Source organism: Microbacterium sp. CGR2, from assembly GCF_003626735.1.
Taxonomy (GTDB): domain Bacteria; phylum Actinomycetota; class Actinomycetes; order Actinomycetales; family Microbacteriaceae; genus Microbacterium.
Map to the genome: position 1 here is coordinate 2,840,772 of NZ_RBHX01000001.1, position 23,369 is coordinate 2,864,140.

Consider the following 23,369-nt stretch of genomic DNA (forward strand, 5'->3'; position numbering starts at 1 on the left):
GGCGGATCGGGACCGGCGGATGTCGCTCGGTGCGCATCTCGTCGAGCTGCGCAAGCGGCTGATGTACGCGGCGCTCGCGTTGGTCGTGGGAATGGTGATCGCGTTCATCGTGGCTGATCCGGTGATTCACTTCATCACGGAGCCGATCCGCATCATCACCGAGAAGCGCGGTGACGACTTCAGCGCCTTGAACTTCGGCACGGTCACCGCCGCCTTCGATATGCGGATGCGTATCGCGTTCTCGATCGGCCTGTTCATCTCGGCCCCGGTCTGGCTGTGGCAGATCTGGGCGTTCATCATGCCCGGCCTGACCCGCAAGGAGGTCAGGTACACGATCGGTTTCGTCCTGGCCGCGGTCCCGCTGTTCTTCGCCGGCTGCTACCTGGGTGTGATGATCATGCCCCACGTGATCGAGCTCATGTGGAGCTTCACACCCGAGGGCGCGACGAACTTCTACTACGCACAGGAGTACTACGACTTCGTCTTCAAGCTGATGATCGTCATCGGAGTCTCGTTCGTGCTGCCGGTGTTCCTCGTCGCCCTGAACTTCGCAGGCGTCATGTCCGGGCGCGCCATTCTCAAGGGCTGGCGCTGGGCCATCGTCATCGCGACCGTGTTCGCGGCGCTCGCGACGCCGGCCGCCGACGTGGTCAGCATGCTCATGCTGGCGGGAATCCTCGTCGTTCTGTTCTTCGCCGCCGCTGGACTCTCGCTGCTCTTCGACAAGCGCAAACGCAAGCGCAACGCTGCGGCGGGGCTGCTGGCGGATCCCGTATGACATCACCTTCCGACCGGTACGCGCAAGCGCGGCAAGCCGCAGAGAACCCGCACACGACGGCGTTCGCCGAGCGACAGAAATTCGACCTCGACCCGTTCCAGGTCGCCGGTTGTCATGCGTTGGAGAGTGGCAAGAGCGTGCTCGTCGCCGCTCCGACAGGGGCAGGCAAGACGATCGTCGGTGAGTTCGCGATCCACCTCGCCATGCAGACTGCGAGCGACAAGGCGTTCTACACGACGCCGATGAAAGCCCTGTCGAATCAGAAGTTCCGCGAGCTCGTCGAGGTGTATGGCGCCGACCAGGTCGGTCTGCTCACGGGCGACACGAACATCAACGGCAACGCTCGCATCGTGGTGATGACCACCGAGGTGCTCCGCAACATGATCTACGCGGATTCGGCGGCCCTCCGCGAGCTCCGCTACGTGATCATGGACGAGGTGCATTACCTCGCTGACCGGTTCCGCGGGGCGGTGTGGGAAGAAGTCATCATCCATCTTCCGCAGCACGTCCGGCTGGTGTCGCTGAGCGCGACCGTGTCGAACGCGGAGGAGTTCGGCGACTGGCTCGACACCGTCCGCGGCGACACGGAAGTCATCGTCTCCGAGATCCGGCCCGTCCCGCTCGAGCAGCACGTCCTCGTGCGCGACGACCTGCTCCCGCTGTTCGACGACCGGGCGGGGATCGCGACCGCGCAGGTCAACCAGGAACTCATGCGCATCCGCTCCTTCACCGGATCGCACTATGAGAACAACCGGCGCACGCAGTCCTACATCAGTGAGCGCCACGCAGGACGACAGGCGAAGCGTCCGCAGCGCGGCGGTCGCCGACCGGTCCGCTCGGCCGACATGCAACGCATCGAGCGGATGGATCGCCCTGATGTGATCAAGCTCCTCGAGCGCTCGAATCTGCTTCCCGCGATCTTCTTCATCTTCAGTCGAGTGGGATGCGACGCGGCGGTGCAGCAGGTTCGCCGTTCCGGGATCCGTCTCACCTCCAGCGAGGAGAAGGCCGAGATTCGCGCGCTCGTCGAGGACCGCACCCGGACCCTGCACGACGAAGACCTCGGTGTGCTGGGCTATTGGGACTGGTTGGAGAATCTCGAGCGAGGTGTCGCCGCCCATCACGCGGGGCTTCTTCCCGCCTTCAAAGAAGTCGTCGAAGAGCTCTACCGTCGAAAACTCGTCAAAGTCGTGTTCGCGACGGAGACCTTGGCGCTCGGCATCAACATGCCCGCGCGCACGGTCGTGCTGGAGAAGATGGAGAAGTTCAACGGCGAAGCGCGAGTCGCGATCACGTCCGGGGAGTACACACAGCTCACGGGACGCGCCGGGCGTCGGGGGATCGACGTCGAAGGCCATGCCGTCGTGCAGTGGACCGAGGGCATGGATCCGCAGGCTGTCGCCGCTCTCGCTTCGCGCCGCACCTACCCGCTGAACTCCAGTTTCCGGCCCACCTACAACATGGCCGTCAACCTGATCGACCTGTTCGGGAAGGCGCGGGCCCGACAGATCTTGGAGTCGTCCTTCGCACAGTTCCAGGCCGACCGCGCTGTCGTGGGGCTTGCTCGAGAGGTGCGCCAGGCCGAGGAATCACTCGCGGGCTATCGCTCGTCGATGACATGCGAACACGGGGACTACCTGGAGTACGCGGCGATCCGCCGTGAACTCAGCGACCTCGAGAAGAAGAATCGTCAGGATTCGCAAGCGCCCCGGGCTTCCCGCGACAAGCGGATGAAGCGCATCCAATCCCTGCGCACGCAGATGCAGAGGCACCCCTGCCACCGTTGTCCCGATCGCGAGGCGCATGCCCGCTGGGCCGAGCGGTACTGGAAGCTGAAGCGACAGACCGACCGCATCCGACGTCAGATCGAGACGCGGACCGGAACCGTGGCGCGCGTTTTCGACCGGGTCGTCGAAGTGCTGGAGACGCTCGACTACGTGACGGAGATCGACGGCGAGACAGCTCTCACGGAGTCCGGGCGTACGATGCGGCGGATCTACGGCGAGCGTGATCTCCTCGTCGCCGAGTCGCTTCGACAGGGCCTCTGGTCGGGGCTCGACGCCCCTTCGTTGGCAGCCATGGCATGCTGCCTCGTATACGAGCCGCGCAGGGACGAGGCGAGCGCGGGGGAGCGCGGTCTGCCGCGCGGGGCTTTCCGCACCGCATATGAGAAGACCACGACGCTCTGGGCCGAACTGGACGATCTCGAGCAGGACCATCACCTGCCCGGATCGGAGCCGCTTGCCGCGGGCCTCGCCGGAGCCATGCATGCCTGGGCACGCGGGGGCATGCTGGACCGTGTACTGATCGACGCCGATATGGCCGCCGGTGACTTCGTGCGCTGGGCGAAGCAGACGATCGATCTCCTCGACCAGCTCTCCATCGTCGCTGAGGACGGTGCGCTCGCGCGTACAGCGCGCACCGCACTCGACGGAGTGCGGCGGGGGATCGTCGCCTACTCGTCGATGTGAGCGCGGATCCCATGTCTCAAGCCCCCGTGCGTCAGCGTGCGTTGCTGCCCTTATGGGTGGCGATGATCACCGCCGCGGCTTCGGCGTTCCTGATGAACCTCGCGTATCCGGATGCCGGCGTCTGGGCTCTCGCCTTCCCGTCCGCGGCGCTCCTGCTGCTTTCGCTGATCGGGCGAAGAGCCGGTGGCGCGTTCCTGGTCGGACTCGTCTACGGCATCGTGTTCTTCGCCCTCCTCGTGTCGTGGACCTCCCGCTACCTCGGCCCGATCCCCTGGGCGGCATTGAGCGTGGTGGAGGGCGGCCTGACTGCACTCGCCCTGATCCTGATCTCGCTCGCGTACCGGTGGATACCTCGTGCACTCCCTGGCACGGCAGCGAGGCTGCTGGTGCTTCCGGCGGTGGTCGCCGCGCTCTGGGTCGGGCGAGAGGTCTTCGTCGGCTCGTGGCCGTACGGAGGCTTCCCGTGGGCGCGGATCGGTATGAGCCAGGCAGAGAGTCCGCTCGCGCCGGTCTCCTCATGGCTCGGCGTCAGCGGTCTCGGATTCCTGATGGTGCTGCTCGTCGCCGTGGTGATCGAGATCGTCCGTCTGCGAGCATGGCAGCACACGCGCCGCGTGCTCGTCCCCGCCGTGCTCGTGCCGGCCGCGCTGGTCATCGTCCTGCTGGCGACCCCGCTCTTTCCCACGTCGGTGTCCGGCTCGATGCGCATCGCTGCCGTGCAGGGAAACGGTCCCACAGGCTACTTCGATGACCGAGAGCCGTATGCGGTCATCCAGGCGCAGACGGACGCGACGCGGCCGCTGTACGGTGAAGACGTCGATCTCCTCGTGTGGCCGGAGGGTTCACTCGACGGCGATCCGTTTCGGAGCGATGACCTGGCTCGCCGTATGACGCTCGTCGCGACGAGGATCGATGCGCCACTGCTCGCCAACGCAGCGACCGCGCGCGATGGCCTCTACTACAACACCTCGATGCTGTGGACGGACGACGGCACCGCCTCGCAGATCCATGACAAGCGGCATCCGGTGCCGTTCGGAGAGTATGTTCCCGATCGCGCGTTCTACGGTGCGCTCGCGCCGGATCTGATCGGACTCATCCAACGCGAGTACAGTCCGGGGTCCAATCCGCCGATCGTCGAGATCGGAGACGTGAAGGTCGGTCTGGCCATCTGCTTCGACGTGATCTACGACGACGTTCTCACCGAAGCGCTCCAGGGCGGAGCGCAGGTGTTGGTCTTCCAGACCAACAACGCCGACTTCCGCGGCACCGACGAGAACCTGCAACAGCTGGGTTTCGCCCGGATGCGGGCGATCGAGACCGGGCGCAACGTGGTGAACATCTCCACGGTCGGCACCAGTCAGATCATCCGTCCTGACGGCTCGACCGTGACGAGCCTGGACGCGGATGAGGCCGGTGCGATGCTCGAGGATGTCGAACTCCGCACCGGCCTCACGGCTGGTGTCGTTCTGGGCCCGTGGATCCAGCAGCTGCTGTTCTGGGGCGGTCTGGGCGCGCTGGTGGTCGGGTGGTTGCGCGCCCGACGGCGCTAGGCGCCGATCTTCTGACGGGTCGGGTCTTCGCCCGCGCCGCGTCGGGCACGGATGAACGCCAGGCGCTCTTCGAGGAGCTCTTCGAGTTCCGCGCGCGTGCGGCGCTCCATCAGCATGTCCCAGTGGGTGCGTGCCGCCTTCTCGTCGCTCGCCTCGAGCGTGACGGCCTCGCCGTCGACGTTCAGACGGGCCTCCGCACCGCAAGAGCGGCACTCCCAGGTCTGCGGCGGCTCTGCATCGGCCGCGAACATGAGGTTCGTGACGTGGCCGCACGTGTCACAGGTGTAGGTGGTTTCACGGCGTTCCATGAAAACGACGCCCTCTTCGCTCTGTAGGCTCTGGGCGCCGAGTCGGATGCCGCGCAGGCTGCGATCTGCCATTTTGTGGTCCTCTCGTCGCTGTCAGGTATAACGCTCCAGCCTGTGCGCTTCATCCACGCAAGCGCATTCGCGACGTAATTCACAGCGGAGTCCCAGCGCGGGCGACTATAAGGGGCGACGAGGAGTGTCGCTCGGGTCTCCCGGGCGGAGCGCGGCGATCGCCGCATCGGCTCGGTCCGTCACGATGCCATCCACGCCGGCGCCGATGAGCCGGAGCATCGACGCGGGATCGTTGATCGTCCACACGTGGACCTCGGTTCCGTGCCGATGCGCCGCCCGCACGAGGGCCGGCGTCAGCACCTTGGGGGCACCGTATCGCTCGGGGATCTGCAGCGCATCGATGTCTCGGAGGACACGGGCGGGGGACAGGCGGAGCGACGAGAGAGCGCGTACCGCAGCGATGGTGCGCCGCCCTCCGGACATCGCGGGCCTCAGCGACGCGCCCGCGCGCAGGACCGCGGCCACGGCGGCGAGCCTGCGCGCGTCGGAAAAGCTGGTCAGGAGCACCCGGTGGGCGTCGTCGACGAGGATCGGACCGAGGAGACCCGTCCCGGCATCGGATTTCACGTCGATGTTGAAGCGGACATCAGGGAACGAGGCGAGGGCTTCGGCAACGGTGAGGAGACCGCCGTGGTCAGCGAAGACGGCTCTCAGCTCCCGTGTGCGCACCTCGTGAACCGGCCGGGGGTCTCCGAGGAGCCGCTCCACGGTCGCGTCGTGGAACAGCACCACGTCGCCGTCGGCGGTGACCTGGCAATCCGTCTCGATGTACTGGATCCCGGCGGCATGCGCGGCGGCGAAGGACGCGGCGGAGTTCTCCCAGACGCCCGAATTCTCGCCCGCCGCGGTGATCAGACCGCGGTGAGCGAGAATTCGGGGATACCGCGCCTTCGAGAAGTACGGGTGCGTCACGCGCCCGGTCGGTCGTCCGTGGAGCCCTGGCCCGGCTTCGGCGTGAACGCCGTGCCGATGCCCTTGAGCGCCTCGGTGAGTTCGCTCGGGATGATCCACAGCTTGTTGGATTGTCCTTCGCTGATCTTGGGCAGCATCTGCAGGTATTGATATGCGAGCAGCTTGTCGTCTGGCGCGCCCTGGTGGATGGCCGTGAAGACGTTCTGGATCGCCTCGGCTTCACCCTGGGCGCGAAGCACAGCCGCCTGCTTGTCACCTTCGGCGCGGAGGATCTCCGCCTGTCGCGCTCCTTCGGCCTCGAGGATCGCCGACTGCTTCGTTCCCTCGGAGATGAGGATCGCGGCACGCCGATCCCGTTCTGCGCGCATCTGCTTCTCCATCGAGTCCTGGATGGAGACGGGCGGGTCGATCGCCTTCAGCTCGACGCGGCCGACTCGGATTCCCCACTTGCCGGTGGCTTCGTCGAGGACGACCCGCAGCTGGCCGTTGATGTTGTCACGGCTCGTGAGCGCCTCTTCGAGGTTCAGACCACCGACGACGTTTCGGAGGGTGGTCGTGGTGAGCTGCTCGACGGCGCCGAGGTAGTTGGCGATCTCGTAGGTCGCCGCTCGCGCATCCGTCACCTGGAAGTAGACCACGGTGTCGATCGAGACGACCAGGTTGTCTTCGGTGATCACCGGCTGCGGCGGGAAGGAGACGACCTGCTCACGCATGTCGATCAAGGGTCGCAGCCGGTCGATGAACGGCACGAGGATGTTCAGGCCCGGCATGAGCGTCTTGTGATAGCGGCCGAGCCGCTCCACGACGCCGGCTGTCGCTTGAGGGATGATCCGGATCGAGCGGGCGACGGTGACCACCACGAAGATGATCACTGCGATCGCGAGGATCCAGCCGATCGCTGTGGGGATGAACGAGGAGTCGTTCACTGCATTCTCCTAGTCGTTGACGGGGCGTACTACGGCGGTCGCACCGTTGATCGCGCTGATCGCGACCACTGCCCCTTGCGGGATCGGCACGGATGAGGCGGTGCGGGCGGTCCAGGTGTCGCCGTTGCTCAGCTTGACCTGACCTGAGATCTGGGTGATGTCCTGCAGCGCGGTGCCGCGGAGATCCATGAGGGCGTCGACGTTCGACTTCGTCGGATCCTCGCCGCGGCGCAGGCGTTGAAGGAGCGGCGGTCGCAGGAAGAGTATGAAGATCGCTGCGGCAGCGGCCGCCACGATGACCTGCACCCAGATGGGAACGCCCACCAGATCGGTGATGAGCCCGACTGCGCTGCCGAAGCTCAGCATCAGGAAGGTGAAATCCAGCGTGAGCATCTCGATCACGAGGAAGACGGCGATCAGAACGAGCCAGCCGATCCATGCCCATTGGTCGATGAACGTGACGAAAGTCGTGAAGTTGTCCATGCGGCCTCCTTTGCCGTCAAGGTATCACGCGCGGCGCGACAGGTTCGGCGCCACCGGTGCTTGGTAATGTGTGAGGGCCGTGCGATCGCGGCGCTTCACGTACCTGAGGAGTCTCCGTGACCGACGTTCTTCCCGAAGCTTCCCTGACAGGCAAGGTCGCGCTTGTCACCGGTTCCTCCCGGGGGATCGGCGCTGACACCGTGCGCTACCTGGCCGAGGCCGGCGCCGATGTCGTCATCAACTTCCGCAACAAGGCACCGCGTGCCGAGAAGCTCGCCGCGCAGCTGCGCGAACTCGGGGGGCGAGCGCTCGTCGTCGGAGCCGACCTCACCGACCCGGGGTCCGTCTCCGAGATGTTCGACGCGATCAAGGCCGAGTACGGTCGGCTCGATGTCCTTGTGCTCAACGCCTCCGGCGGCATGGAGTCCGGGATGGCGCAGGACTACGCGCTCACCCTCAACCGTGATGCACAGCTGAATGTGCTCAACGCCGCGCTGCCCCTGCTCGCGGAAGGGTCGCGCGTCGTGTTCGTGACCAGCCATCAGGCGCATTTCATCCGCACGACTCCGACGATGCCGGAGTATGAGCCCGTCGCTCTGTCCAAGCGCGCGGGCGAGGACGCACTGCGCGAACTCATCCCTGCTCTCGCTGAGAAGGGCATCGGATTCACCGTGGTGTCCGGTGACATGATCGAGGGCACCATCACGGCGACGCTCCTGGAGCGCGCGAACCCGGGCGCCATCGCCGAACGGCGGGAATCGGCCGGCAAGCTCTACAACGTCTCGGAGTTCGCCGCCGAGGTGGCCAAGGCCACCGTCGAGCCGGTGCCGGACGACAACACGCGTCTCGTGGGTGACGTGAGCGCGTTCGTCGCGGAATAGTCCGTGTGAACGAAGATCGGCCCCGTCCTGCGCGATGCAGGACGGGGCCGATCTTCGTAGGTGCCGGTATCAGGTGACGGCATCCTTCTCTTTGGCCAGGTAGTCCTTCTCGTCCTTGCCAAGAGTGATCGCACGAACGATCTGAACGATGCCCAGCGCGACGAGCGAGATGCCCAGCAGCAGCCAGAAGGCGAAGCCGGCGATCAGAGGGGAGAAGATCACGATGAGACCGGCGATGATGCTCAGCAGAGCGTAGAGGAGCGTCCACACGCGGGAGCCGTCGCTGCCCAGCAGGGACAGCGCGACGACGCCATCGACGATCCAGCTGATGCCGATGAAGATCACCACGACCAGGGCGAGCGTCGCGGTGGCCGCTTCGAGGTTCGCGAACGCGATGACACCGGCGACGATATAGAGGAGACCGAGCACGATGTGCCCGACACGCGCCCATCCGCCCTTCGCTCCCGAGAAGATTCCCAGACCGATGTAGATCAGCCCGGCGACGATCAGATACGAGGCGAAGATCGCCGTGATGATGACCCCGGACTTCACGGGCCAGACGAGGAGGACGATTCCGGCGATCAGAGCGACGACACCGGAAACAGCCAGCGCGACACGGATCGACTTGAAGACGGACTTCGCCTCGGTGAGTGGTTCGGACATGTTGCGGACCCCTTTCTGAGAAGATCCTGTGAGGGATGCACCTCAGGGTAGCGCTCCCGTCGTCGCAGCGCGTGAAGATCGCCGAGTGCGTCGTATATCGCCTCCCCGTGACGCGGAATGACGTGGAATGATCGACTCGTGACCGCCGTGGACGACGCCCGCCTGCGTGAACTCGTCGTGATGCGAAAGGTCAGAGACCGCATCGACCGCGAGTACGCCCAGCCACTGGATGTGGAGGCCTTGGCGCGCGGGGTGCACATGTCCGCGGGACACCTGAGCCGACAGTTTCGTGACGCGTACGGCGAGTCCCCGTACTCCTACCTCATGACACGGCGCATCGAGCGCGCCATGGCACTGCTGCGTCGCGGCGATCTGAGCGTGACAGCGGTGTGCTTCGAAGTCGGATGCTCGTCCTTGGGGACCTTCAGCACGCGTTTCACGGAGCTGGTTGGTGTCTCACCCCGGGTGTACCGTGAACGCGCCGCCAACGTCGAAGGAATCCCGCCGTTCCAGGCCAAGCAAGTGACGAGACCGATCAGGAATCAAGAAGCGCCGCGCATCAGGGCGCACCTAGCGTGGAGCCCATGAACATCACCATCCATTACGCCTTCCTCCCGCACACCGACGCTGAGGCCGCGCTCGAGTTCTATCGCGACGCGCTCGGATTCGAGGTGCGTAACGACGTGGGATATGACGGGTTGCGCTGGCTCACAGTCGGCCCCGCCGGTCAGCCCCAGACGTCGATCGTCCTGCACCCGCCGGCCACCGACCCGGGAATCACCGATGCAGAGCGCCAGACCATTCTCGAACTGATCGCCAAGGGCAGCTACGCCGCGCTCACACTCGCCAGCGACGAGCTCGACGCCCTGTTCGAGCGTCTCGTCGAACAGGGCGCCGACGTCGTGCAGGAGCCGATGGACCAGCCCTACGGTGTGCGAGATTGTGCCTTCCGCGACCCAGCCGGCAACCTCCTCCGCATCAATCAGGCCGCCTGACCGTCCGACACCCTCGAATGCACCGCCCCGACCACGAAGGACGCCGATGAACGCCGCCGAACATCCCGCAGACACGCACGATCTCATCCGGGTGCAGGGGGCGCGCGAGAACAACCTGAAGGATGTCAGCGTCGACATTCCCAAACGCCGGCTGACGGTCTTCACCGGGGTTTCGGGGTCGGGGAAGAGCTCTCTGGTGTTCGACACGATCGCGGCAGAGTCGCGGCGGATGATCGACGAGACCTACAGCGCCTTCGTCCAGGGCTTCATGCCGTCGGTGCCGCGTCCGGACGTCGATGTGCTGGACGGCCTGACCACGGCGATCATCGTCGATCAGGAGCGACTCGGTGCGAACCCGAGATCGACCGTGGGGACTGTGACCGACGCCAACGCGATGCTGCGGATTCTCTTCAGCAAGCTGGGGCAGCCCTACATCGGCGGTCCCACGGCGTTCTCCTTCAACATCCCCACGCAGAAGGCGAGCGGCGTGATGACCGGCCCAAGCGGCGAGAAGAAGATCGTGAAGGACGCGATCTACCTCGGTGGCATGTGCCCTCGGTGCGAAGGCAGGGGAGCGGTGTCCGACCTCGATCTGTCGCAGATCGTCGACGAGTCCAAGTCCCTCGATGAGGGCGCCATCATGGTGCCTGGGTACACCGCCGACGGATGGATGGTGAAGGGCTTCTCGGCATCGGGCTTCTACCCGGCCGACAAGCCGATCGCATCATTCAGCGAGAAGCAGCGTCACCTCTTCCTGTACGGCGAAGTGACGAAGGTCAAGATCTCGGGCATCAACATGACCTACGAGGGGCTGATTCCCAAGATCACGAAGGCGATGCTGTCGAAAGATCTCGAGGCTCTGCAGCCGCACATCCGCGCTTTCGTCGAGCGGGTGGCGACGTTCGCGGTGTGCCCGGAGTGCGATGGCACGCGGCTGACCGAGGGCGCGCGTTCGTCGAAGATCGAGGGCGTCAGCATCGCCGATGCGTGCCGGATGCAGGTGACCGACCTGGCCGCCTGGGTTCGCGGCCTCGACCTGCCGGGTGCAGGGCCGCTCCTGCAGGCACTCAGCGCGAACCTCGATGCCTTCGTCATGCTCGGGCTCGGGTACCTCAGCCTGGAACGGCCGTCGGGAACGCTGTCCGGGGGAGAGGCGCAGCGAATCAAGATGCTGCGCCATCTCGGTTCCTCCCTGACCGACATCACCTACGTCTTCGACGAGCCGACAGTCGGCCTGCATCCGCATGACATCCAACGCATGAACGGTCTTCTGCTCAAGCTGCGCGACAAGGGCAACACCGTGCTCGTCGTGGAGCACAAACCAGAGACGATCGCCATCGGAGATCACGTGGTCGATCTCGGGCCCGGTGCCGGCAGCGCCGGAGGCGAGATCTGTTACGAGGGCACGGTCGACGGTCTCAAGTCCAGCGGCACGCGCACCGGCAATCACCTCGACGACCGCGCGCAACTGAAGGACACTGTCCGCTCGCCCTCCGGGGCTATCGAGGTCCGTGGTGCGACGGCGAACAATCTGCAGAACGTCGACGTCGATATTCCCACCGGTGTGCTCACCGTGGTGACCGGAGTCGCCGGGTCGGGCAAGAGCTCGCTCATCCACGGATCGGTGTCGCGTCGAGACGGCGTGGTCGCGATTGATCAAGGCGCGATCAAAGGTTCGCGCCGCAGCAATCCGGCGACCTACACGGGGCTGTTGGAGCCGATTCGCAAGGCTTTCGCGAAGGCCAACGGCGTCAAACCCGCTCTGTTCAGTGCGAATTCCGAGGGGGCATGCCCGACGTGCAAGGGCGCGGGTGTCATCATCACCGAACTCGGCTTCATGGACACCATCGAGACGCCCTGCGAGGACTGCGGCGGCAAGCGCTTCCAGGCGGGCGTGCTCGAGTACAAGCTGGCGGGCAAGGACATCACTCAGGTGCTCGATCTTCCCGTCTCGGAGGCTCGCGTGTTCTTCTCCGACGGGGAGGCGAAGATCCCGGCGGCCACGGCGATCCTCGGGCGTCTCGACGATGTGGGACTCGGCTACCTCTCACTCGGTCAGCCGCTGTCGACTCTGTCCGGTGGTGAGCGGCAGCGGATCAAGCTAGCGATCCAGATGGGGGAGAAGGGCGATGTCTACGTGCTCGATGAGCCCACCACCGGCCTGCACCTTGCCGACGTCGAGAAGATTCTCGGCCTCCTCGATCGACTCGTCGAATCCGGCAAGACCGTGATCGTCATCGAGCATCACCAGGCGGTGATGGCACACGCCGACTGGATCATCGACATCGGTCCTGGTGCCGGGCATGACGGAGGCAGGGTTGTGTTCGAGGGCACGCCGGCGAATCTGGTATCCCAAAAATCGACCGTCACGGGGGAGCACCTTGCAGAGTACGTCGGTGCCTGAGGCAGGTGGGCCGCGGTCGACGAACCGCGACCAACGCGGCCTGGTCGTCACGCCGATCGAAAGACTTCGGTGCTGGTGTCTTGACGGCGCGCGGCGAGGATCAGGAGCATGATTCCCAACCCGAGCGTGCCCGCCATAAACGCAAGCGTACTCATCGCGATGAAGAGACCCGCATAGAGCTGGACGTCGTGCGGGCCCAGCGCGGTGATCACGATCTGGGGAACGGCCCAGGCAAAAGCGGCGACTCCCATCACCCAGAGTGGCGCCCATCGCCACGGAGACGGAACCACACCGGCGCGTGCCACCTGCGTCGCCGCAATCAAGCCTGCTCCGGCCTGGACGGCGAGAGAGATGTATCCGAGGACCACCCATCCTGAGCCGTCCTGGCGCTCGCTCGTCGCAAGGAACTGCGCCGCCGCGTTGGTCGCGAAAGGCCAGAACGCCAGTACCGCCATCGCGCAGACACCCAGAGGACGACGAGCGACAACGCTGTGCTCACGGATGAGCCCGATCGCCAGCACGAGTAACGCCGCGGCGTAAACGACGTCGGTGAGCACACCGAACCATGCGGCACCTTCTGTGCCGGCGAGCGGCGCTTGCAGCATCCCGAAGGCGCCAGCGGCGATGAGTCCCGACCCGCCGAAGGTCCAGGTGTTTCCGCCTGATCGCATGTCGCTAGCTTAGGAGTCAGCGCGCTCGAAGATTAACCGATAATGCACATTATGTCAGTTCGACTAGGCTTTATTTCAACAGATGAAATCGCCTGCTCTCCCCTTCGCACGCCCTTCGGATGATGATTCGATCCGTGTGAAAGATACTCGGACCTGGGAAAAATCATGGGCCTGCATGTTCTCGTCGTCAGTTGGGTGTCTGCGATCAGAGTACAGGCGCATCGGGATCGGTGACGACAACGCCAGCAGTTGCGCGGATCTCTCATTGAGTGCATGATTCAATCATTCAACGAAAGGATTGAGATGGGCCTCGATGAGCAAGGACGTTACGTACAGCAATCAGGTTTCGTGCTGCTCCACCCGGAGGAGAGTGTGTTCTCCGAGATGCTGCAGGGCTTCAGGCGCCAGCAGCTGACGCGCAACCTCGCCTTCTCCACTGTTGAAAATCGGGAGGGCCTGATTCGCCGCTTCGCTACGGAGATGAACGAGTACCCCTGGGCCTGGAGCGTCGACATGGTCGATGAGTTCTTCGCTGACCGTCGTGCGGTTCACGGCAACAAGCGATCCACGATCCGCAGTTACCAGAACGCCCTCTCAACGTTCACCGACTAGGTTTGCTCCGAGTCATACGGCTGGGTAGATCGCTGCATGGAACTCTTCGGCACGCATCCTGCGCCGGTCTTCCACTATTGGAATACTGCTCGACACATCCAAGAGGCGGAGCATGGAGGGCGACGTCGACCATTCCGTCACACAGAGCTTCAAGCGTTCTTCGACCGCGCGGACGACGAGGTCGAACGCATCGCGCGAACAGATCGAAAAGGCTGGGCGGCAGCGTTCCGTGATGCAACGCTCTTCAAGATCGCCTACTGTTTCGGCCTTCGAAGGAACGAAGTGCGGCATCTCGAGACCTTCGATTTCAGCCGCAATCGAAAGGCGCCCGAGTTCGGCAAGTACGGTCACCTCAATGTCCGATACGGAAAGGCCATGCGAGGGTCGGACTACAAGCAGCGTAACGTCCTGGCCCTCTACCCGTGGGGTAGTGACATCCTCGAGGAGTGGCTCGAGAGAGGCCACCCATACCTCGCCAACCAGAGTGGTACCGAGCTCTTCACTACCGAACGTGGCACGTTCGTGTCCGAGACAGCCCTCGGCGCCAGGTTCCGTCAGTACCGAGACGACATTGGGCTTGGACGGGAGGTCGTCATGCACTCGCTGCGACACTCCTACATCACACACCTCATCGAAGCTGGTGCACCGGCGTATTTTGTACAGAAGCAGGTTGGTCACGAGTACGCGTCGACCACCGCGCTGTACACGGGTGTTTCCGACGACTACTTGACCTCGACTGTTCGAGACATGCTGAGCGGAACAATCGGAGACGCTCTCAGAAATGGATCCAAGGACTGAAATGCGCCGCACAACCGATTACGACTGGAAGCTATCCGAGTTGATGGCACGCAACGCCATGCATAACTCCACAGACCTCGCTCCCCATCTCGCGGATCGGGGCATCAACTTGTCATCAGCACAGATCTGGCGGATGGTCACTGGAAGACCTGAACGCCTCTCACTCCCCCTACTTGCCGCTCTTTGTGACATTTTCCACTGCACGCCGGCTGACTTGATAACCACATGGGCCACCGATGCCGCGCCCGCGAAGCGAGCGGTCAACGAGGTCACGAGCTTGAACGCAGTAGGAAGTCGCGCCCGACCGAAACGAGCGAGAGTGATAGCCGATGACCGCTGAAAGCGCCCCAAAGCGACCCAAGGGTCGACCACGCGCAGCAGGCGACGTTACGTGCGCGCGGTGCCATGAACAGACTCCTAAGTCGACAACGAAGTATCGGTTCCCGGAAGGTCTGATCTGTGGGCGCTGCTATGACCGAGCGGTTCACACTGTAGGCGAGTGTCCTACGTGCTCGGCCGAGAGACTCCTACCCGGAATCGACTCGGCGGGACGCCCAGCATGCTCCGACTGTAGCGGCCTCGGACGAAGCTTCTTCTGTCAACGGTGTGGCCAAGAAGGTGCCATCTTCCGACGCGGAACTTGTGAACGATGTTCGCTTGACGATGATCTCCGCGGGATCCTCAATGGGGCCGAGCAGATCAACCCTGCGTTGTCGGCGCTCAAGGAACGGCTGCTCGAAAGCGACCGTCCGACAAGCGTACTGACATGGATGCGCTCCCCCAAGGTCAAAGACCTCTTTCGTGGACTTGCGGACGGATCCATCACGATCACCCATGAGGGGCTCGACAGCGCCGGGCGCACCGGAGCTGTGCAACATATGCGAGCACTACTCGTCGACCTGAAAATGCTACCGACTCGCGATGAGGGCTACGTCTCTTTCGAACACTGGGTCAACCGTGTTGTACAAGATGCCCCGCCAAGCCAACGTCTGCCCCTCACTCAATACGCCGTCTGGCATCACCTGAATCGTGTGCGAGAACTAGTCGAGCGGGGACAGGACGCCCACTCCCCCGCGCACTATGCCAAACAGCAGATCACGGCAGCGAGCGAGTTCCTGCAATGGCTCGAGGAGCAGAACGTCACCCTCATCAACTGTGGCCAGGGACTTGTCGATGAATGGCTGACAACTGGGCCGACGACACGCTACAACGTCAAGCTGTTCCTGGACTACTGCACGGAGCACAAGCTTTCCAGCCCGCTGACGGTGCCGCGCCGTAACGCGCGCTCCACGCGAAGGATGGACTCGGAAGAACGCCTACGCTGGATCCGCTTCTACTGTGACGCCACTGGCTTGAAACTCGCGACCCGCACGGCAGCACTGATGTTCCTCCTTTACGGACAACCGTTGTCGCGCCTCTCGGAAATGCGTGTCGAGCAGTTCACCCGCACCGATGCCGGAGAACTCATAGTGAGGTTCTCCGGCAAAGACGTGCCGGTCCCGGAGCCGTTCGCGAGCATCGTTTCCGAACACCTCACCGGTCGTGCCCGTGTCCGAACTCAACGAGTCGACGACAACCCGTATCTCTTCCCCGGGATGAGAGCCGGCAAACACATCACCGCTCAACAACTGAGGGAGGAACTCAACGTACTTGGGATCGACGTTCTCGCAGCGAAGAACACCAGCCTGGACGACCTCGTCACCCGGATGCCAGCGCCGCTCGTCGCGATGGCGCTGGGATTCAGCTTCAATGCGATGGACCAACACGAGATTCACCAAGGCGTCCGTTTCGAAGAGTACGTGCATGGGCGATTCCACGATGAGAAGTACACCTTCTGATCCCGTCGGCAACTGAGCCGTCATTCCTTCTCAGCGACATGTCTCGTACAGAGCCGAGGTCAGCGGCCGCTCCCCCGTCGCGCGTGAGAACTGGAACGCGAAGATTCGCTCAAGGATGATCAGCGGGCCGTGACGTCTGGGGCTCCGGCGGGAACAAGGTCAGACAGGGGCACCTCTAGCACCTGCGAGAGCGCAATGAGCGTTCGTAGCGTGGGATTCGCCGGTGCGCCAGACTGAGCCTCCCCTCGTTCGTACCGAAGGTATGTGAGTCTGGACACGTTCGCTCGATACGCCACGGCCTCCTGCGAGAGGCCTCGAACCTCGCGAAGGCGGCGAATGTGCAGTCCGAGCCTCGTCGCGAAGTCTTCCCACGCCTCGTCGACATCCGGATCTTGTTCGCCCACCTCCTCAGCCTTCCTAGAAAGCCATGGGACATGGTTTTGTCTATGTGACATAATTGGCCTCAGCCATACGAAACATTCACTTCATCGACAGACGCAGCCGCGTCTCGACCTGCACGTGTGCCGCTGCGCATCGGCTCCGGGTCGCCTCGATGTGTAGGTCCCGCCCAGGTCGACCCTGATTGTTGAGTAGCAGTGACTGATTCCCGACCGATCTGGTGGAGTGCCACGGAGGTCGAAGTTCCTGACGCCTGGCGGGCAGCGTTTGATGCACTCACCGATGAGGAGCGGGCTGCCGATCAAGGTTTGGCCGCGGCGATCTTCGTCGCGCGAGTGCGTCGACGCACCGGTCGTGGGCCAACCTTTTCCGAGCTCTTCGCCGAGCTGTTCGCACGCGAGCCACTTCATCCCGAATGGCCCGCCGGCCTCACCTACCCCGCCCGCGCCACTATCCACCACGCCTTCAGACTCCATGTGGCGATCCAGTGGAAACGAGGCGGATGGATCAGCTGGGATCCGGGGGTGGAACGCAGCCTACGAGTGGGGCCCACTTTCCGTGAACAGTCGCGTGCGCGGCAGGCGGCGAGAGCCCGATGAGAGCTCTCGAACATGCGCCGACCATCGCGTTGCCGGATCAGCGCGTCGCGGTGTGCGGCGACTGGCATGGCAACATCGGCTGGGCGCGGATGATCTCCCAGGCTCTGCCACGCCTCGCGCCCGACGTGACGACGATCCTGCACCTCGGCGACTGGCAAATGCCGCCGGCAGAGACCGACGAAACCTTCGCCGGGACCAGCATCAACCGCATCTACGTCACCCTCGGCAACCACGAGCCGTGGGGACAGATCACCCCACTCCTGGACAAGCACCCCGGGGAGGCCGTCCGCATCTCCGAGCTGATCTGGCTGCTCCCGCGTCCGGCGCGCCTCACTATCGGAGGACGTAGCGTCCTGTCGCTCGGCGGGGCCGCGTCCGTCGACCGCGAGTCGAGGGAGGAAGGACGGACTTGGTGGCCTGACGAAGCCGTCTCCGACGCGCACGTGGCAGCTGCCATCGCCGGCGGCCCTGCGGACTTGATGCTCACCCACGAGTCCCCGGCGAACACCCCCGTTCGCCCAGTCCGAGAGATTCTGCGCACGAACCCTCACGGGTTCCCGTCGACCGCGCTTGCAGCGTCCGCCGCGTCTCGCGCCAGGATCAGCGAAGTGTGGGATGCAGTACGCCCCGAGCTACTCGCGCACGGGCACTTGCACGCACCGGGCGGTGGCAGGACCGAGGACGGCCGGCGGGTCGCCAGCCTCGGGCGCGAAGGCCAGGAGGCGAATCTGGCCATCCTCGATATGCGCACCTTGAAGATGGCGACGCCGCACCCCCGGATCATCCGCGGGCTGGCGGAGCAGTACGAGGACGACTACCTCGACCGCGAGAAGCGGGCGAAGGGCGCAGCCGAGGCGCTGCACTCCGGGGTTTTGGACGGGCTCGTGCCAACCGCCGGCGCTCTACAAGACGCGCAGGACTACATCGACGGGCGCCGAACCCTCGACGAGCTCATCGAAGACGTCCGTCGACGCCACACCCGCCCCGAAGACAAGCCATGACCGACGACGCAGCGTCGAGCCCCTGGGCTGAGATCGTCGGCCCCTGGGCTGAGATCGTCGGCCCCTGCTACACGGTCGCTAGCTTGGCTCGTACACTCGGGTGGACCGAGGACGAAGCCATCGAGGCTGGGGATCATCTGCGCCTGCTGAAGCTGCGCACCTCCGACGGCGTCCTGCTGTTCCCGGCGTTCCAGCTCCTCGACGGGAAAGTGGTGACGGGGCTGACGCGAGTGCTCGTCATCCTGGAAATCGGAACAGCTGACCCGTGGACGTGGGCGCAGTGGTTGAACACTGAGCTGCCCGATGCGGATCCGCCCCGCAACATCCAGTACCTCTACGACGGGCGCCTCGACGAGGCGATCCGCGATGCCAAGCACGATGCCTGTGCATGGCGTTCGTGATGGCTACCTTCGACGAGCCGTCAGCTGAATGGGCATTCATGCTCGCGCACGGCACCGTGGCGATGACTCGCGAACGCTCCGGCCAACGGCTGTCCGTGATGAGGGCCTTTCAAGGTGCAAGGAGGGCTACAGTCTCAGCATGCGATCCATACCGCTGAGCGAGGCGAAGGGCAACCTCGTCGGGCTGATGGACGAGGTGGAGAACGAGAAGGAGATATTCGAGATCACCCGAGGTGGTCGCCCGGTGGTCGTGTTGATGAGCATGGATGCGCACGACTCGTTGCACGAGACGCTGTTCTGGCTCTCCCAGCCCGGCGCACGCGACGACATCGGTGCGGCACTGCGTCAGCTTACCTCCGGAAAGACGCTGGATGCCGACACTACCCGCGCCCAGCATGGCTTACCGCCGCTGTGACCATTCGTGCGCAGTGGCCGCACTGGATACCTCGCGGAAGTATCCACTTCTGCGACGACTAGTGTCGCGGCGCGACTGCTCACGCCCCTCGAGAAAGGAGGTCCGATGCCTCGCTCGGGGGCACGATGCGCCCGTGCACGTTTCCACTCGACTTGCCGCAACGACGGCTTGTGGCGGCCGACCACGGCGTTAGACGAGTTCGCTGACCAGCTGCTCGATTCGCGCCTTGATGTCGTCACGGATGGGACGCACAGCGTCGATCCCCTGGCCGGCCGGGTCATCGAGCTTCCAGTCCTCGTAGCGCTTGCCTGGGAAGAACGGGCAGGCATCGCCGCATCCCATCGTGATGACGACGTCCGATGCCTGCACGGCCTCGGTCGTCAGGATCTTGGGCTGTTCTGCTGTGATGTCGATCCCGAGCTCATTCATCGCCTCGACGGCAGTCGGGTTGATCTGGTCGGCCGGCATGGAGCCGGCGGAGCGGACTTCGATGCGGTCTCCGGCGATGTCGCGAAGGAATCCGGCGGCCATCTGCGAGCGGCCAGCGTTGTGCACGCAGACGAAAAGGACGGAGGGCTTGGTGGTTTCAGTCATAGTTGCTCCTGGTGGGCGGATGTGGGTCAGGGAAGAAGGTCGTCGACAAGCACGTTCACACGTGCGGCGATGTCGTCGCGGATGGCTTCGACGCCTTCGCGTGAAGCTAGAGCGGGGTCACCGACACTCCAGTCGTCGTAACGCACGCCCGGGATGATGGGGCAGACATCACCGCAGCCCATCGTGATGACGACATCTGCCGCGCGGACGGCGTCGTCGGTGAGAGGTTTCGGGAAGCGCTCTGCGGCTGCGTCGCCTTCGATCTCGGCAAGCACGGAGCGGACGTGTGGGTGAATGACATCGGCGGGGCTGGACCCTGCCGAGCGGGCGACGACTCGGCCGCCAGCGAGCTTGTTGACGAGGGCAGCGGCAAGCTGCGAGCGACCGGCGTTGGCGACACAGACGAAGAGCACTTGGGGTACTGACGTGTCACGATCACGGGTCAGGTCGGCGAGGCGCTGACGGGCGAAGCGCTCGGTGAGTGGGATGAGCGCAGAAGTCACACGGGCGGTCCGCGCGAGCGCTGTGTAGGACTCGCGGACAACCGTGAGCACGACCTTGGGATCAAGTTCGGGAACCTCCGCAGCGAGCTCGTCCGCTAGATGCGTCACGCGCGCATCGAAGTCGGGACGGCGCCCGTCGTCGACGGTGACTTCACTCCACGGCGCGACGGTCGCGGGGGCGAATGAGTCAAGCAGTGCGGTCACGGCCCGGCGCCGGTTCGGGTTCACCCGGTACCAGACCCAAGTTCCACGCCGCTCGGAGGTGAGGACTTCGACATCCTTCAGGACCTTGAGGTGGTGGGACACCGTGGGCTGCGAGACGTCGGCCAGCTCGGCGAGATCGCACACGCACGACTCTCCGCGGGGGTCGGACGCGATGGCTGACAGCATGCGCAGCCGAAGCGGATCCGACAGCGCCTTCAGCGTGGCCGCCACGGACGAGGCGGCTTCCGCTCCGATGGCGTGGGTTGCGACGGGATTGCAGGTGACGCCCGAGGAGGTGAGGACGGCGTTCATGTCTATATCCTTTCAGCGGTGAATGGATCGGTGTGGAACCAGCGTCGGGCCGCCCAGAGCGAAACGTAGACGAGTCCGACGAGAACAGGGACCTCGATGAGCGGGCCGACGACCCCGGCGAGGGCCTGACCTGATGTCGCTCCGAAGGTGCCGATTGCGACGGCGATGGCGAGCTCAAAGTTGTTGCCGGCGGCGGTGAAAGCCAGCGTTGACGAGCGCGCGTAACCGAGCCCGAGCGCCTTCCCGGTGAAGAGCCCCACGAACCACATAACGGCGAAGTACACCAGCAGCGGAAGCGCGATCCGCGCGACGTCCCACGGGTTCGAGGTGACCTGCTCACCCTGCAGGGCGAAGAGAAGCACGATGGTGAGCAGCAGCCCGTAGAGGGCCCACGGACCAATCTTCGGCAGGAAGCGGTCCTCGTACCAGTCGCGTCCCTTGGTGCGTTCGCCGATGAAACGCGAGGCGAAGCCGGCAAGAAGCGGGATGCCGAGGAAGATCAGGACATTCAGCGCGATCTGCCCGACGGAGATCTCGAGGCCTTGGGAGTCAAGACCGAGCCATCCGGGGAGGATCGTGAGGTAGAACCAGCCGAGAAGCGAGAATGCGAAGACCTGGAAGACGGAGTTGATGGCAACAAGCACGGCCGCCGCTTCGCGGTCTCCACAGGCGAGATCGTTCCAGATGACGACCATGGCGATGCAGCGGGCGAGGCCGACGATGATGAGCCCGGTGCGGTACTCGGGAAGATCGGGCAGGAACGTCCACGCGAGAACGAACATCAGCGCGGGGCCGACGAGCCAGTTCAGCACCAGCGAGGAGACCAGGAGTTTTTTGTCACCCGTGACGGCCGCGACCTTGTCGTAGCGAACCTTCGCAAGAACCGGGTACATCATCACAAGCAGGCCGAGGGCGATGGGGACGGAGATCCCGCCGACCTCTAGGCGGGCGAGAAGGTCGGAGACGCCAGGGATGAAGCGGCCGATGACGATGCCGCCGACCATAGCGAGGCCGATCCAGAGCGGCAGCCATCGGTCGAGGGTTGACAGCCGGCGCGTTGCTGGCGCGTTGACGGGTGCGGTTGTGGTGCTCATGCGAAGACTTCCTCGGTCATGGTCGGGATGCTTGCAGTCTCATCGAGTCCGGCAAGGTAGTGCTGGGCGTCCTGGGCGGCGCCGCAGCCGGTGCCTGCGGCGGTGATGGCCTGGCGGTAGGTGTGGTCGACGAGGTCGCCCGCGGCGAAGACTCCCGCCAGATTCGTGCGCGTGGACGGGTGGTCGACGAGGACATAGCCGTCAGCATCCGTGTCGACGATGCCCGTGACGAGTTCGGAGCGCGGATCGTGGCCGATGGCGACGAACACTCCTGTCGCGGGTAGCTCGCGCTTAAGCCCGGTTACGGTGTTGCGCAGCGTGACGGCCTCGACCTTCTCAGCGCCGACGAGGCCTGCGACCTCGCTGTTCCAGGCGACCTCGATCTTCGGGTGGTCGAGCACGCGCTGCGCCATGATCTTCGAGGCGCGGAACTCGCCGCGGCGGTGCACGACGGTGACCTTCGACGCGAAGCGGGTGAGGAATAGCGCTTCCTCCATCGCGGAGTCTCCCCCGCCGACGACGACGATCTCCTGCTCGTGGAAGAAGAATCCGTCACATGTGGCGCACCACGAGACACCTCGCCCGGTCAGGCGCTCCTCGTCGGCGATGCCGAGCTTGCGGTAGGCGGAGCCCATCGTGAGGATGACAGCGTTGGAACGGAAAGTCTCTCCGGCGCCGGTCTCGATGATCTTGACGGGCCCGTCGAGGTCGACGCTCACCGCGTCATCGAGAAGGATGCGGGCGCCGAAGCGCTCGGCCTGCGCGCGCATCGACTCCATGAGTTCAGGCCCCTGAACGCCGTCGACGAAACCGGGAAAGTTTTCGACCTCGGTTGTCGTCATCAACGCGCCGCCGGCGGTCACGGACCCGGCGAGGACGATGGGCGCGAGGCCCGCACGAGCGGCATAGACGGCGGCGGTGTACCCCGCAGGGCCGGATCCGACGATGACCAGCTCAACCTCTTGAATCGACATGTGTCTATATTGACATCCATCGATATTTTAGGCAACTCCTGATGCTGCCACTCAGGTGCGCGTCGGTCGGAACCTTCCTTCGGGTTCCGGCTTCCCGGGGTGGATCAGCGATTGAGCAAGGTCGCTCTGATCTCCGCGGCGACCGCTTCGCGGAGAGGTCGCACAGCCTCGGCATCCCACGATTCGGGGTTCGGGAACGACCACTGCAGAACCTCGCCGCGGGGCTCGCTCGGCAGCGTCAGTCCGGGCTTCATCAGCACGACCACGTCGGCATCATCCAGATCCTGCTCGGTCACCGCACGGGGCATGCGCCCAGAGATGTCGATGCCCAACTCCGCGACGGTGGCGGCAACGGCCGGGTTCACTTCGTCCGCGGGAGACAAGCCCGCCGAGGTGGCGTTGAAGCGGTCTCCGGCGAGGTGCTCGAGGAGCGCAGCACCGAGTTGGGAGCGACCTGCATTGTGCTGACAGATGAACAGGACGGTAGGCGTGGAGGTCATGGTCTTCATTC

Annotated in this window: 26 protein-coding genes; 14 read left to right on the top strand and 12 right to left on the bottom strand. The window is 64.5% G+C overall.

Translation table 11 applies throughout. The features are described 5' to 3' along the window. The first annotated feature begins 19 nt into the window (after window positions 1–19). Genes tatC through lnt form a run of 3 tightly spaced genes read left to right on the top strand, consistent with a single transcriptional unit; the run spans window position 20 to window position 4,799 of the window. On the top strand, window positions 20–778 hold the full coding sequence (tatC, locus tag D7252_RS14320) for a twin-arginine translocase subunit TatC (protein WP_120776989.1): 759 nt from the start codon (window positions 20–22) through the stop codon (window positions 776–778). After that, window positions 775–3,249 carry an RNA helicase gene (locus D7252_RS14325; RefSeq protein ID WP_120775998.1) on the top strand — a complete coding sequence of 825 codons (2,475 nt, stop codon included), beginning with the start codon at window positions 775–777 and terminating at the stop codon, window positions 3,247–3,249. The genes tatC and D7252_RS14325 overlap by 4 nt, the downstream gene beginning before the upstream one ends. Before the next feature lie 11 nt (window positions 3,250–3,260). Next, entirely contained in the window at window positions 3,261–4,799 is a 1,539-nt protein-coding gene (gene lnt, locus D7252_RS14330) for an apolipoprotein N-acyltransferase (protein ID WP_120775999.1), read from the top strand. Here the strand turns inward: lnt and D7252_RS14335 are convergent. The 4 genes from D7252_RS14335 to D7252_RS14350 form a co-directional block, all read right to left on the bottom strand. After that, window positions 4,796–5,179 carry an RNA polymerase-binding protein RbpA gene (locus D7252_RS14335; RefSeq protein WP_120776000.1) on the bottom strand — a complete coding sequence of 128 codons (384 nt, stop codon included), beginning with the start codon at window positions 5,177–5,179 and terminating at the stop codon, window positions 4,796–4,798. The two genes, lnt and D7252_RS14335, sit on opposite strands and share 4 nt — an antisense overlap. A gap of 105 nt (window positions 5,180–5,284) precedes the next feature. Continuing rightward, window positions 5,285–6,091, bottom strand: a complete 807-nt coding sequence (locus D7252_RS14340) for a glycerophosphodiester phosphodiesterase family protein (RefSeq protein ID WP_120776001.1) — start codon at window positions 6,089–6,091, stop codon at window positions 5,285–5,287. Then, window positions 6,088–7,017 carry an SPFH domain-containing protein gene (locus tag D7252_RS14345; protein WP_120776002.1) on the bottom strand — a complete coding sequence of 310 codons (930 nt, stop codon included), beginning with the start codon at window positions 7,015–7,017 and terminating at the stop codon, window positions 6,088–6,090. The genes D7252_RS14340 and D7252_RS14345 overlap by 4 nt, the downstream gene beginning before the upstream one ends. 9 nt (window positions 7,018–7,026) lie before the next feature. Then, a complete protein-coding gene (locus D7252_RS14350; protein ID WP_120776003.1) occupies window positions 7,027–7,500 on the bottom strand; it encodes an NfeD family protein in 474 nt (157 codons plus the stop codon). Window positions 7,501–7,616: 116 nt separating this feature from the next. On the opposite strand from D7252_RS14350, the gene D7252_RS14355 reads away from it, so the two are divergent. Beyond that, the gene (locus D7252_RS14355) at window positions 7,617–8,381 is read left to right on the top strand and encodes an SDR family oxidoreductase (protein WP_120776004.1); all 765 of its coding nucleotides are present in this window, start codon (window positions 7,617–7,619) and stop codon (window positions 8,379–8,381) included. A 69-nt stretch (window positions 8,382–8,450) separates the two neighbouring features. Here D7252_RS14355 and D7252_RS14360 read toward each other — a convergent pair whose 3' ends face one another. Then, window positions 8,451–9,044, bottom strand: coding sequence for an HdeD family acid-resistance protein (locus D7252_RS14360; RefSeq protein WP_120776005.1), 594 nt, complete (start codon window positions 9,042–9,044; stop codon window positions 8,451–8,453). 180 nt (window positions 9,045–9,224) lie between these two features. Between D7252_RS14360 and D7252_RS14365 the strand changes: the two genes are divergently transcribed. From D7252_RS14365 to D7252_RS14375, 3 genes are read left to right on the top strand one after another with little or no spacing between them, the layout of a single operon-like run. Further along, entirely contained in the window at window positions 9,225–9,632 is a 408-nt protein-coding gene (locus D7252_RS14365) for a helix-turn-helix transcriptional regulator (protein WP_251051431.1), read from the top strand. Continuing rightward, a complete protein-coding gene (locus tag D7252_RS14370; RefSeq protein ID WP_120776007.1) occupies window positions 9,629–10,039 on the top strand; it encodes a VOC family protein in 411 nt (136 codons plus the stop codon). Before D7252_RS14365 ends, D7252_RS14370 begins: the two co-directional genes overlap by 4 nt. Window positions 10,040–10,085: 46 nt before the next feature. Continuing rightward, entirely contained in the window at window positions 10,086–12,443 is a 2,358-nt protein-coding gene (locus D7252_RS14375; protein WP_120776008.1) for an excinuclease ABC subunit UvrA, read from the top strand. Window positions 12,444–12,490: 47 nt separating this feature from the next. On the opposite strand, the gene D7252_RS14380 is transcribed toward D7252_RS14375, so the two are convergent. Next, entirely contained in the window at window positions 12,491–13,114 is a 624-nt protein-coding gene (locus D7252_RS14380) for a hypothetical protein (RefSeq protein ID WP_120776009.1), read from the bottom strand. A gap of 273 nt (window positions 13,115–13,387) precedes the next feature. On the opposite strand from D7252_RS14380, the gene D7252_RS20435 reads away from it, so the two are divergent. The 4 genes from D7252_RS20435 (at window position 13,388) to D7252_RS14395 (ending at window position 16,362) form a co-directional block, all read left to right on the top strand. Beyond that, window positions 13,388–13,726 carry a hypothetical protein gene (locus D7252_RS20435; protein WP_259461106.1) on the top strand — a complete coding sequence of 113 codons (339 nt, stop codon included), beginning with the start codon at window positions 13,388–13,390 and terminating at the stop codon, window positions 13,724–13,726. Window positions 13,727–13,762: 36 nt separating this feature from the next. After that, complete coding sequence (locus D7252_RS14385) at window positions 13,763–14,524, top strand: site-specific integrase (RefSeq protein WP_251050733.1); 762 nt, start codon at window positions 13,763–13,765, stop codon at window positions 14,522–14,524. 1 nt (window position 14,525) lies between these two features. Further along, a complete protein-coding gene (locus D7252_RS14390; RefSeq protein ID WP_120776010.1) occupies window positions 14,526–14,864 on the top strand; it encodes a helix-turn-helix transcriptional regulator in 339 nt (112 codons plus the stop codon). Between the two features lie 370 nt (window positions 14,865–15,234). After that, a complete protein-coding gene (locus tag D7252_RS14395) occupies window positions 15,235–16,362 on the top strand; it encodes a recombinase XerD (RefSeq protein WP_147406749.1) in 1,128 nt (375 codons plus the stop codon). 119 nt (window positions 16,363–16,481) lie between these two features. On the opposite strand, the gene D7252_RS14400 is transcribed toward D7252_RS14395, so the two are convergent. Then, window positions 16,482–16,817, bottom strand: a complete 336-nt coding sequence (locus D7252_RS14400; protein WP_120776012.1) for a helix-turn-helix transcriptional regulator — start codon at window positions 16,815–16,817, stop codon at window positions 16,482–16,484. A 539-nt stretch (window positions 16,818–17,356) separates the two neighbouring features. On the opposite strand from D7252_RS14400, the gene D7252_RS14410 reads away from it, so the two are divergent. The 3 genes from D7252_RS14410 (at window position 17,357) to D7252_RS14420 (ending at window position 19,177) form a co-directional block, all read left to right on the top strand. Continuing rightward, entirely contained in the window at window positions 17,357–18,361 is a 1,005-nt protein-coding gene (locus tag D7252_RS14410; protein ID WP_120776014.1) for a metallophosphoesterase, read from the top strand. Next, window positions 18,358–18,762: a hypothetical protein gene (locus D7252_RS14415; RefSeq protein ID WP_120776015.1), complete on the top strand. Its 405-nt coding sequence runs from the start codon at window positions 18,358–18,360 to the stop codon at window positions 18,760–18,762. The genes D7252_RS14410 and D7252_RS14415 overlap by 4 nt, the downstream gene beginning before the upstream one ends. Before the next feature lie 139 nt (window positions 18,763–18,901). Next, the gene (locus D7252_RS14420; RefSeq protein ID WP_120776016.1) at window positions 18,902–19,177 is read left to right on the top strand and encodes a type II toxin-antitoxin system Phd/YefM family antitoxin; all 276 of its coding nucleotides are present in this window, start codon (window positions 18,902–18,904) and stop codon (window positions 19,175–19,177) included. Window positions 19,178–19,366: 189 nt separating this feature from the next. Here the strand turns inward: D7252_RS14420 and D7252_RS14425 are convergent, their stop codons facing one another. From D7252_RS14425 to D7252_RS14445, 5 genes are all read right to left on the bottom strand, one after another. Continuing rightward, a complete protein-coding gene (locus tag D7252_RS14425) occupies window positions 19,367–19,771 on the bottom strand; it encodes an arsenate reductase ArsC (protein ID WP_120776017.1) in 405 nt (134 codons plus the stop codon). Between the two features lie 26 nt (window positions 19,772–19,797). Next, complete coding sequence (locus tag D7252_RS14430) at window positions 19,798–20,790, bottom strand: metalloregulator ArsR/SmtB family transcription factor (protein WP_120776018.1); 993 nt, start codon at window positions 20,788–20,790, stop codon at window positions 19,798–19,800. Between the two features lie 2 nt (window positions 20,791–20,792). After that, a complete protein-coding gene (gene arsB / locus D7252_RS14435; protein ID WP_120776019.1) occupies window positions 20,793–21,884 on the bottom strand; it encodes an ACR3 family arsenite efflux transporter in 1,092 nt (363 codons plus the stop codon). Then, window positions 21,881–22,858, bottom strand: a complete 978-nt coding sequence (trxB, locus tag D7252_RS14440) for a thioredoxin-disulfide reductase (protein ID WP_120776020.1) — start codon at window positions 22,856–22,858, stop codon at window positions 21,881–21,883. Before trxB ends, arsB begins: the two co-directional genes overlap by 4 nt. A gap of 104 nt (window positions 22,859–22,962) precedes the next feature. Further along, window positions 22,963–23,358, bottom strand: coding sequence for a low molecular weight phosphatase family protein (locus D7252_RS14445; RefSeq protein ID WP_120776990.1), 396 nt, complete (start codon window positions 23,356–23,358; stop codon window positions 22,963–22,965). Window positions 23,359–23,369: the final 11 nt, after the last annotated feature.

Coding starts and splice junctions, on each gene's coding strand:
- tatC (WP_120776989.1), top strand. CDS start 20: ATGTCGCTCGGTGCGCATCTCGTCGAGCTGCGCAAGCGGCTGATGTAC.
- D7252_RS14325 (WP_120775998.1), top strand. CDS start 775: ATGACATCACCTTCCGACCGGTACGCGCAAGCGCGGCAAGCCGCAGAG.
- lnt (WP_120775999.1), top strand. CDS start 3,261: ATGTCTCAAGCCCCCGTGCGTCAGCGTGCGTTGCTGCCCTTATGGGTG.
- D7252_RS14335 (WP_120776000.1), bottom strand. CDS start 5,179: ATGGCAGATCGCAGCCTGCGCGGCATCCGACTCGGCGCCCAGAGCCTA.
- D7252_RS14350 (WP_120776003.1), bottom strand. CDS start 7,500: ATGGACAACTTCACGACTTTCGTCACGTTCATCGACCAATGGGCATGG.
- D7252_RS14360 (WP_120776005.1), bottom strand. CDS start 9,044: ATGTCCGAACCACTCACCGAGGCGAAGTCCGTCTTCAAGTCGATCCGT.
- D7252_RS14365 (WP_251051431.1), top strand. CDS start 9,225: ATGCGAAAGGTCAGAGACCGCATCGACCGCGAGTACGCCCAGCCACTG.
- D7252_RS14370 (WP_120776007.1), top strand. CDS start 9,629: ATGAACATCACCATCCATTACGCCTTCCTCCCGCACACCGACGCTGAG.
- D7252_RS14375 (WP_120776008.1), top strand. CDS start 10,086: ATGAACGCCGCCGAACATCCCGCAGACACGCACGATCTCATCCGGGTG.
- D7252_RS14380 (WP_120776009.1), bottom strand. CDS start 13,114: ATGCGATCAGGCGGAAACACCTGGACCTTCGGCGGGTCGGGACTCATC.
- D7252_RS20435 (WP_259461106.1), top strand. CDS start 13,388: ATGATTCAATCATTCAACGAAAGGATTGAGATGGGCCTCGATGAGCAA.
- D7252_RS14385 (WP_251050733.1), top strand. CDS start 13,763: ATGGAACTCTTCGGCACGCATCCTGCGCCGGTCTTCCACTATTGGAAT.
- D7252_RS14390 (WP_120776010.1), top strand. CDS start 14,526: ATGCGCCGCACAACCGATTACGACTGGAAGCTATCCGAGTTGATGGCA.
- D7252_RS14400 (WP_120776012.1), bottom strand. CDS start 16,817: ATGTCACATAGACAAAACCATGTCCCATGGCTTTCTAGGAAGGCTGAG.
- D7252_RS14410 (WP_120776014.1), top strand. CDS start 17,357: ATGAGAGCTCTCGAACATGCGCCGACCATCGCGTTGCCGGATCAGCGC.
- D7252_RS14415 (WP_120776015.1), top strand. CDS start 18,358: ATGACCGACGACGCAGCGTCGAGCCCCTGGGCTGAGATCGTCGGCCCC.
- D7252_RS14420 (WP_120776016.1), top strand. CDS start 18,902: ATGCGATCCATACCGCTGAGCGAGGCGAAGGGCAACCTCGTCGGGCTG.
- D7252_RS14425 (WP_120776017.1), bottom strand. CDS start 19,771: ATGACTGAAACCACCAAGCCCTCCGTCCTTTTCGTCTGCGTGCACAAC.
- D7252_RS14430 (WP_120776018.1), bottom strand. CDS start 20,790: ATGAACGCCGTCCTCACCTCCTCGGGCGTCACCTGCAATCCCGTCGCA.
- arsB (WP_120776019.1), bottom strand. CDS start 21,884: ATGAGCACCACAACCGCACCCGTCAACGCGCCAGCAACGCGCCGGCTG.
- trxB (WP_120776020.1), bottom strand. CDS start 22,858: ATGTCGATTCAAGAGGTTGAGCTGGTCATCGTCGGATCCGGCCCTGCG.
- D7252_RS14445 (WP_120776990.1), bottom strand. CDS start 23,358: ATGACCTCCACGCCTACCGTCCTGTTCATCTGTCAGCACAATGCAGGT.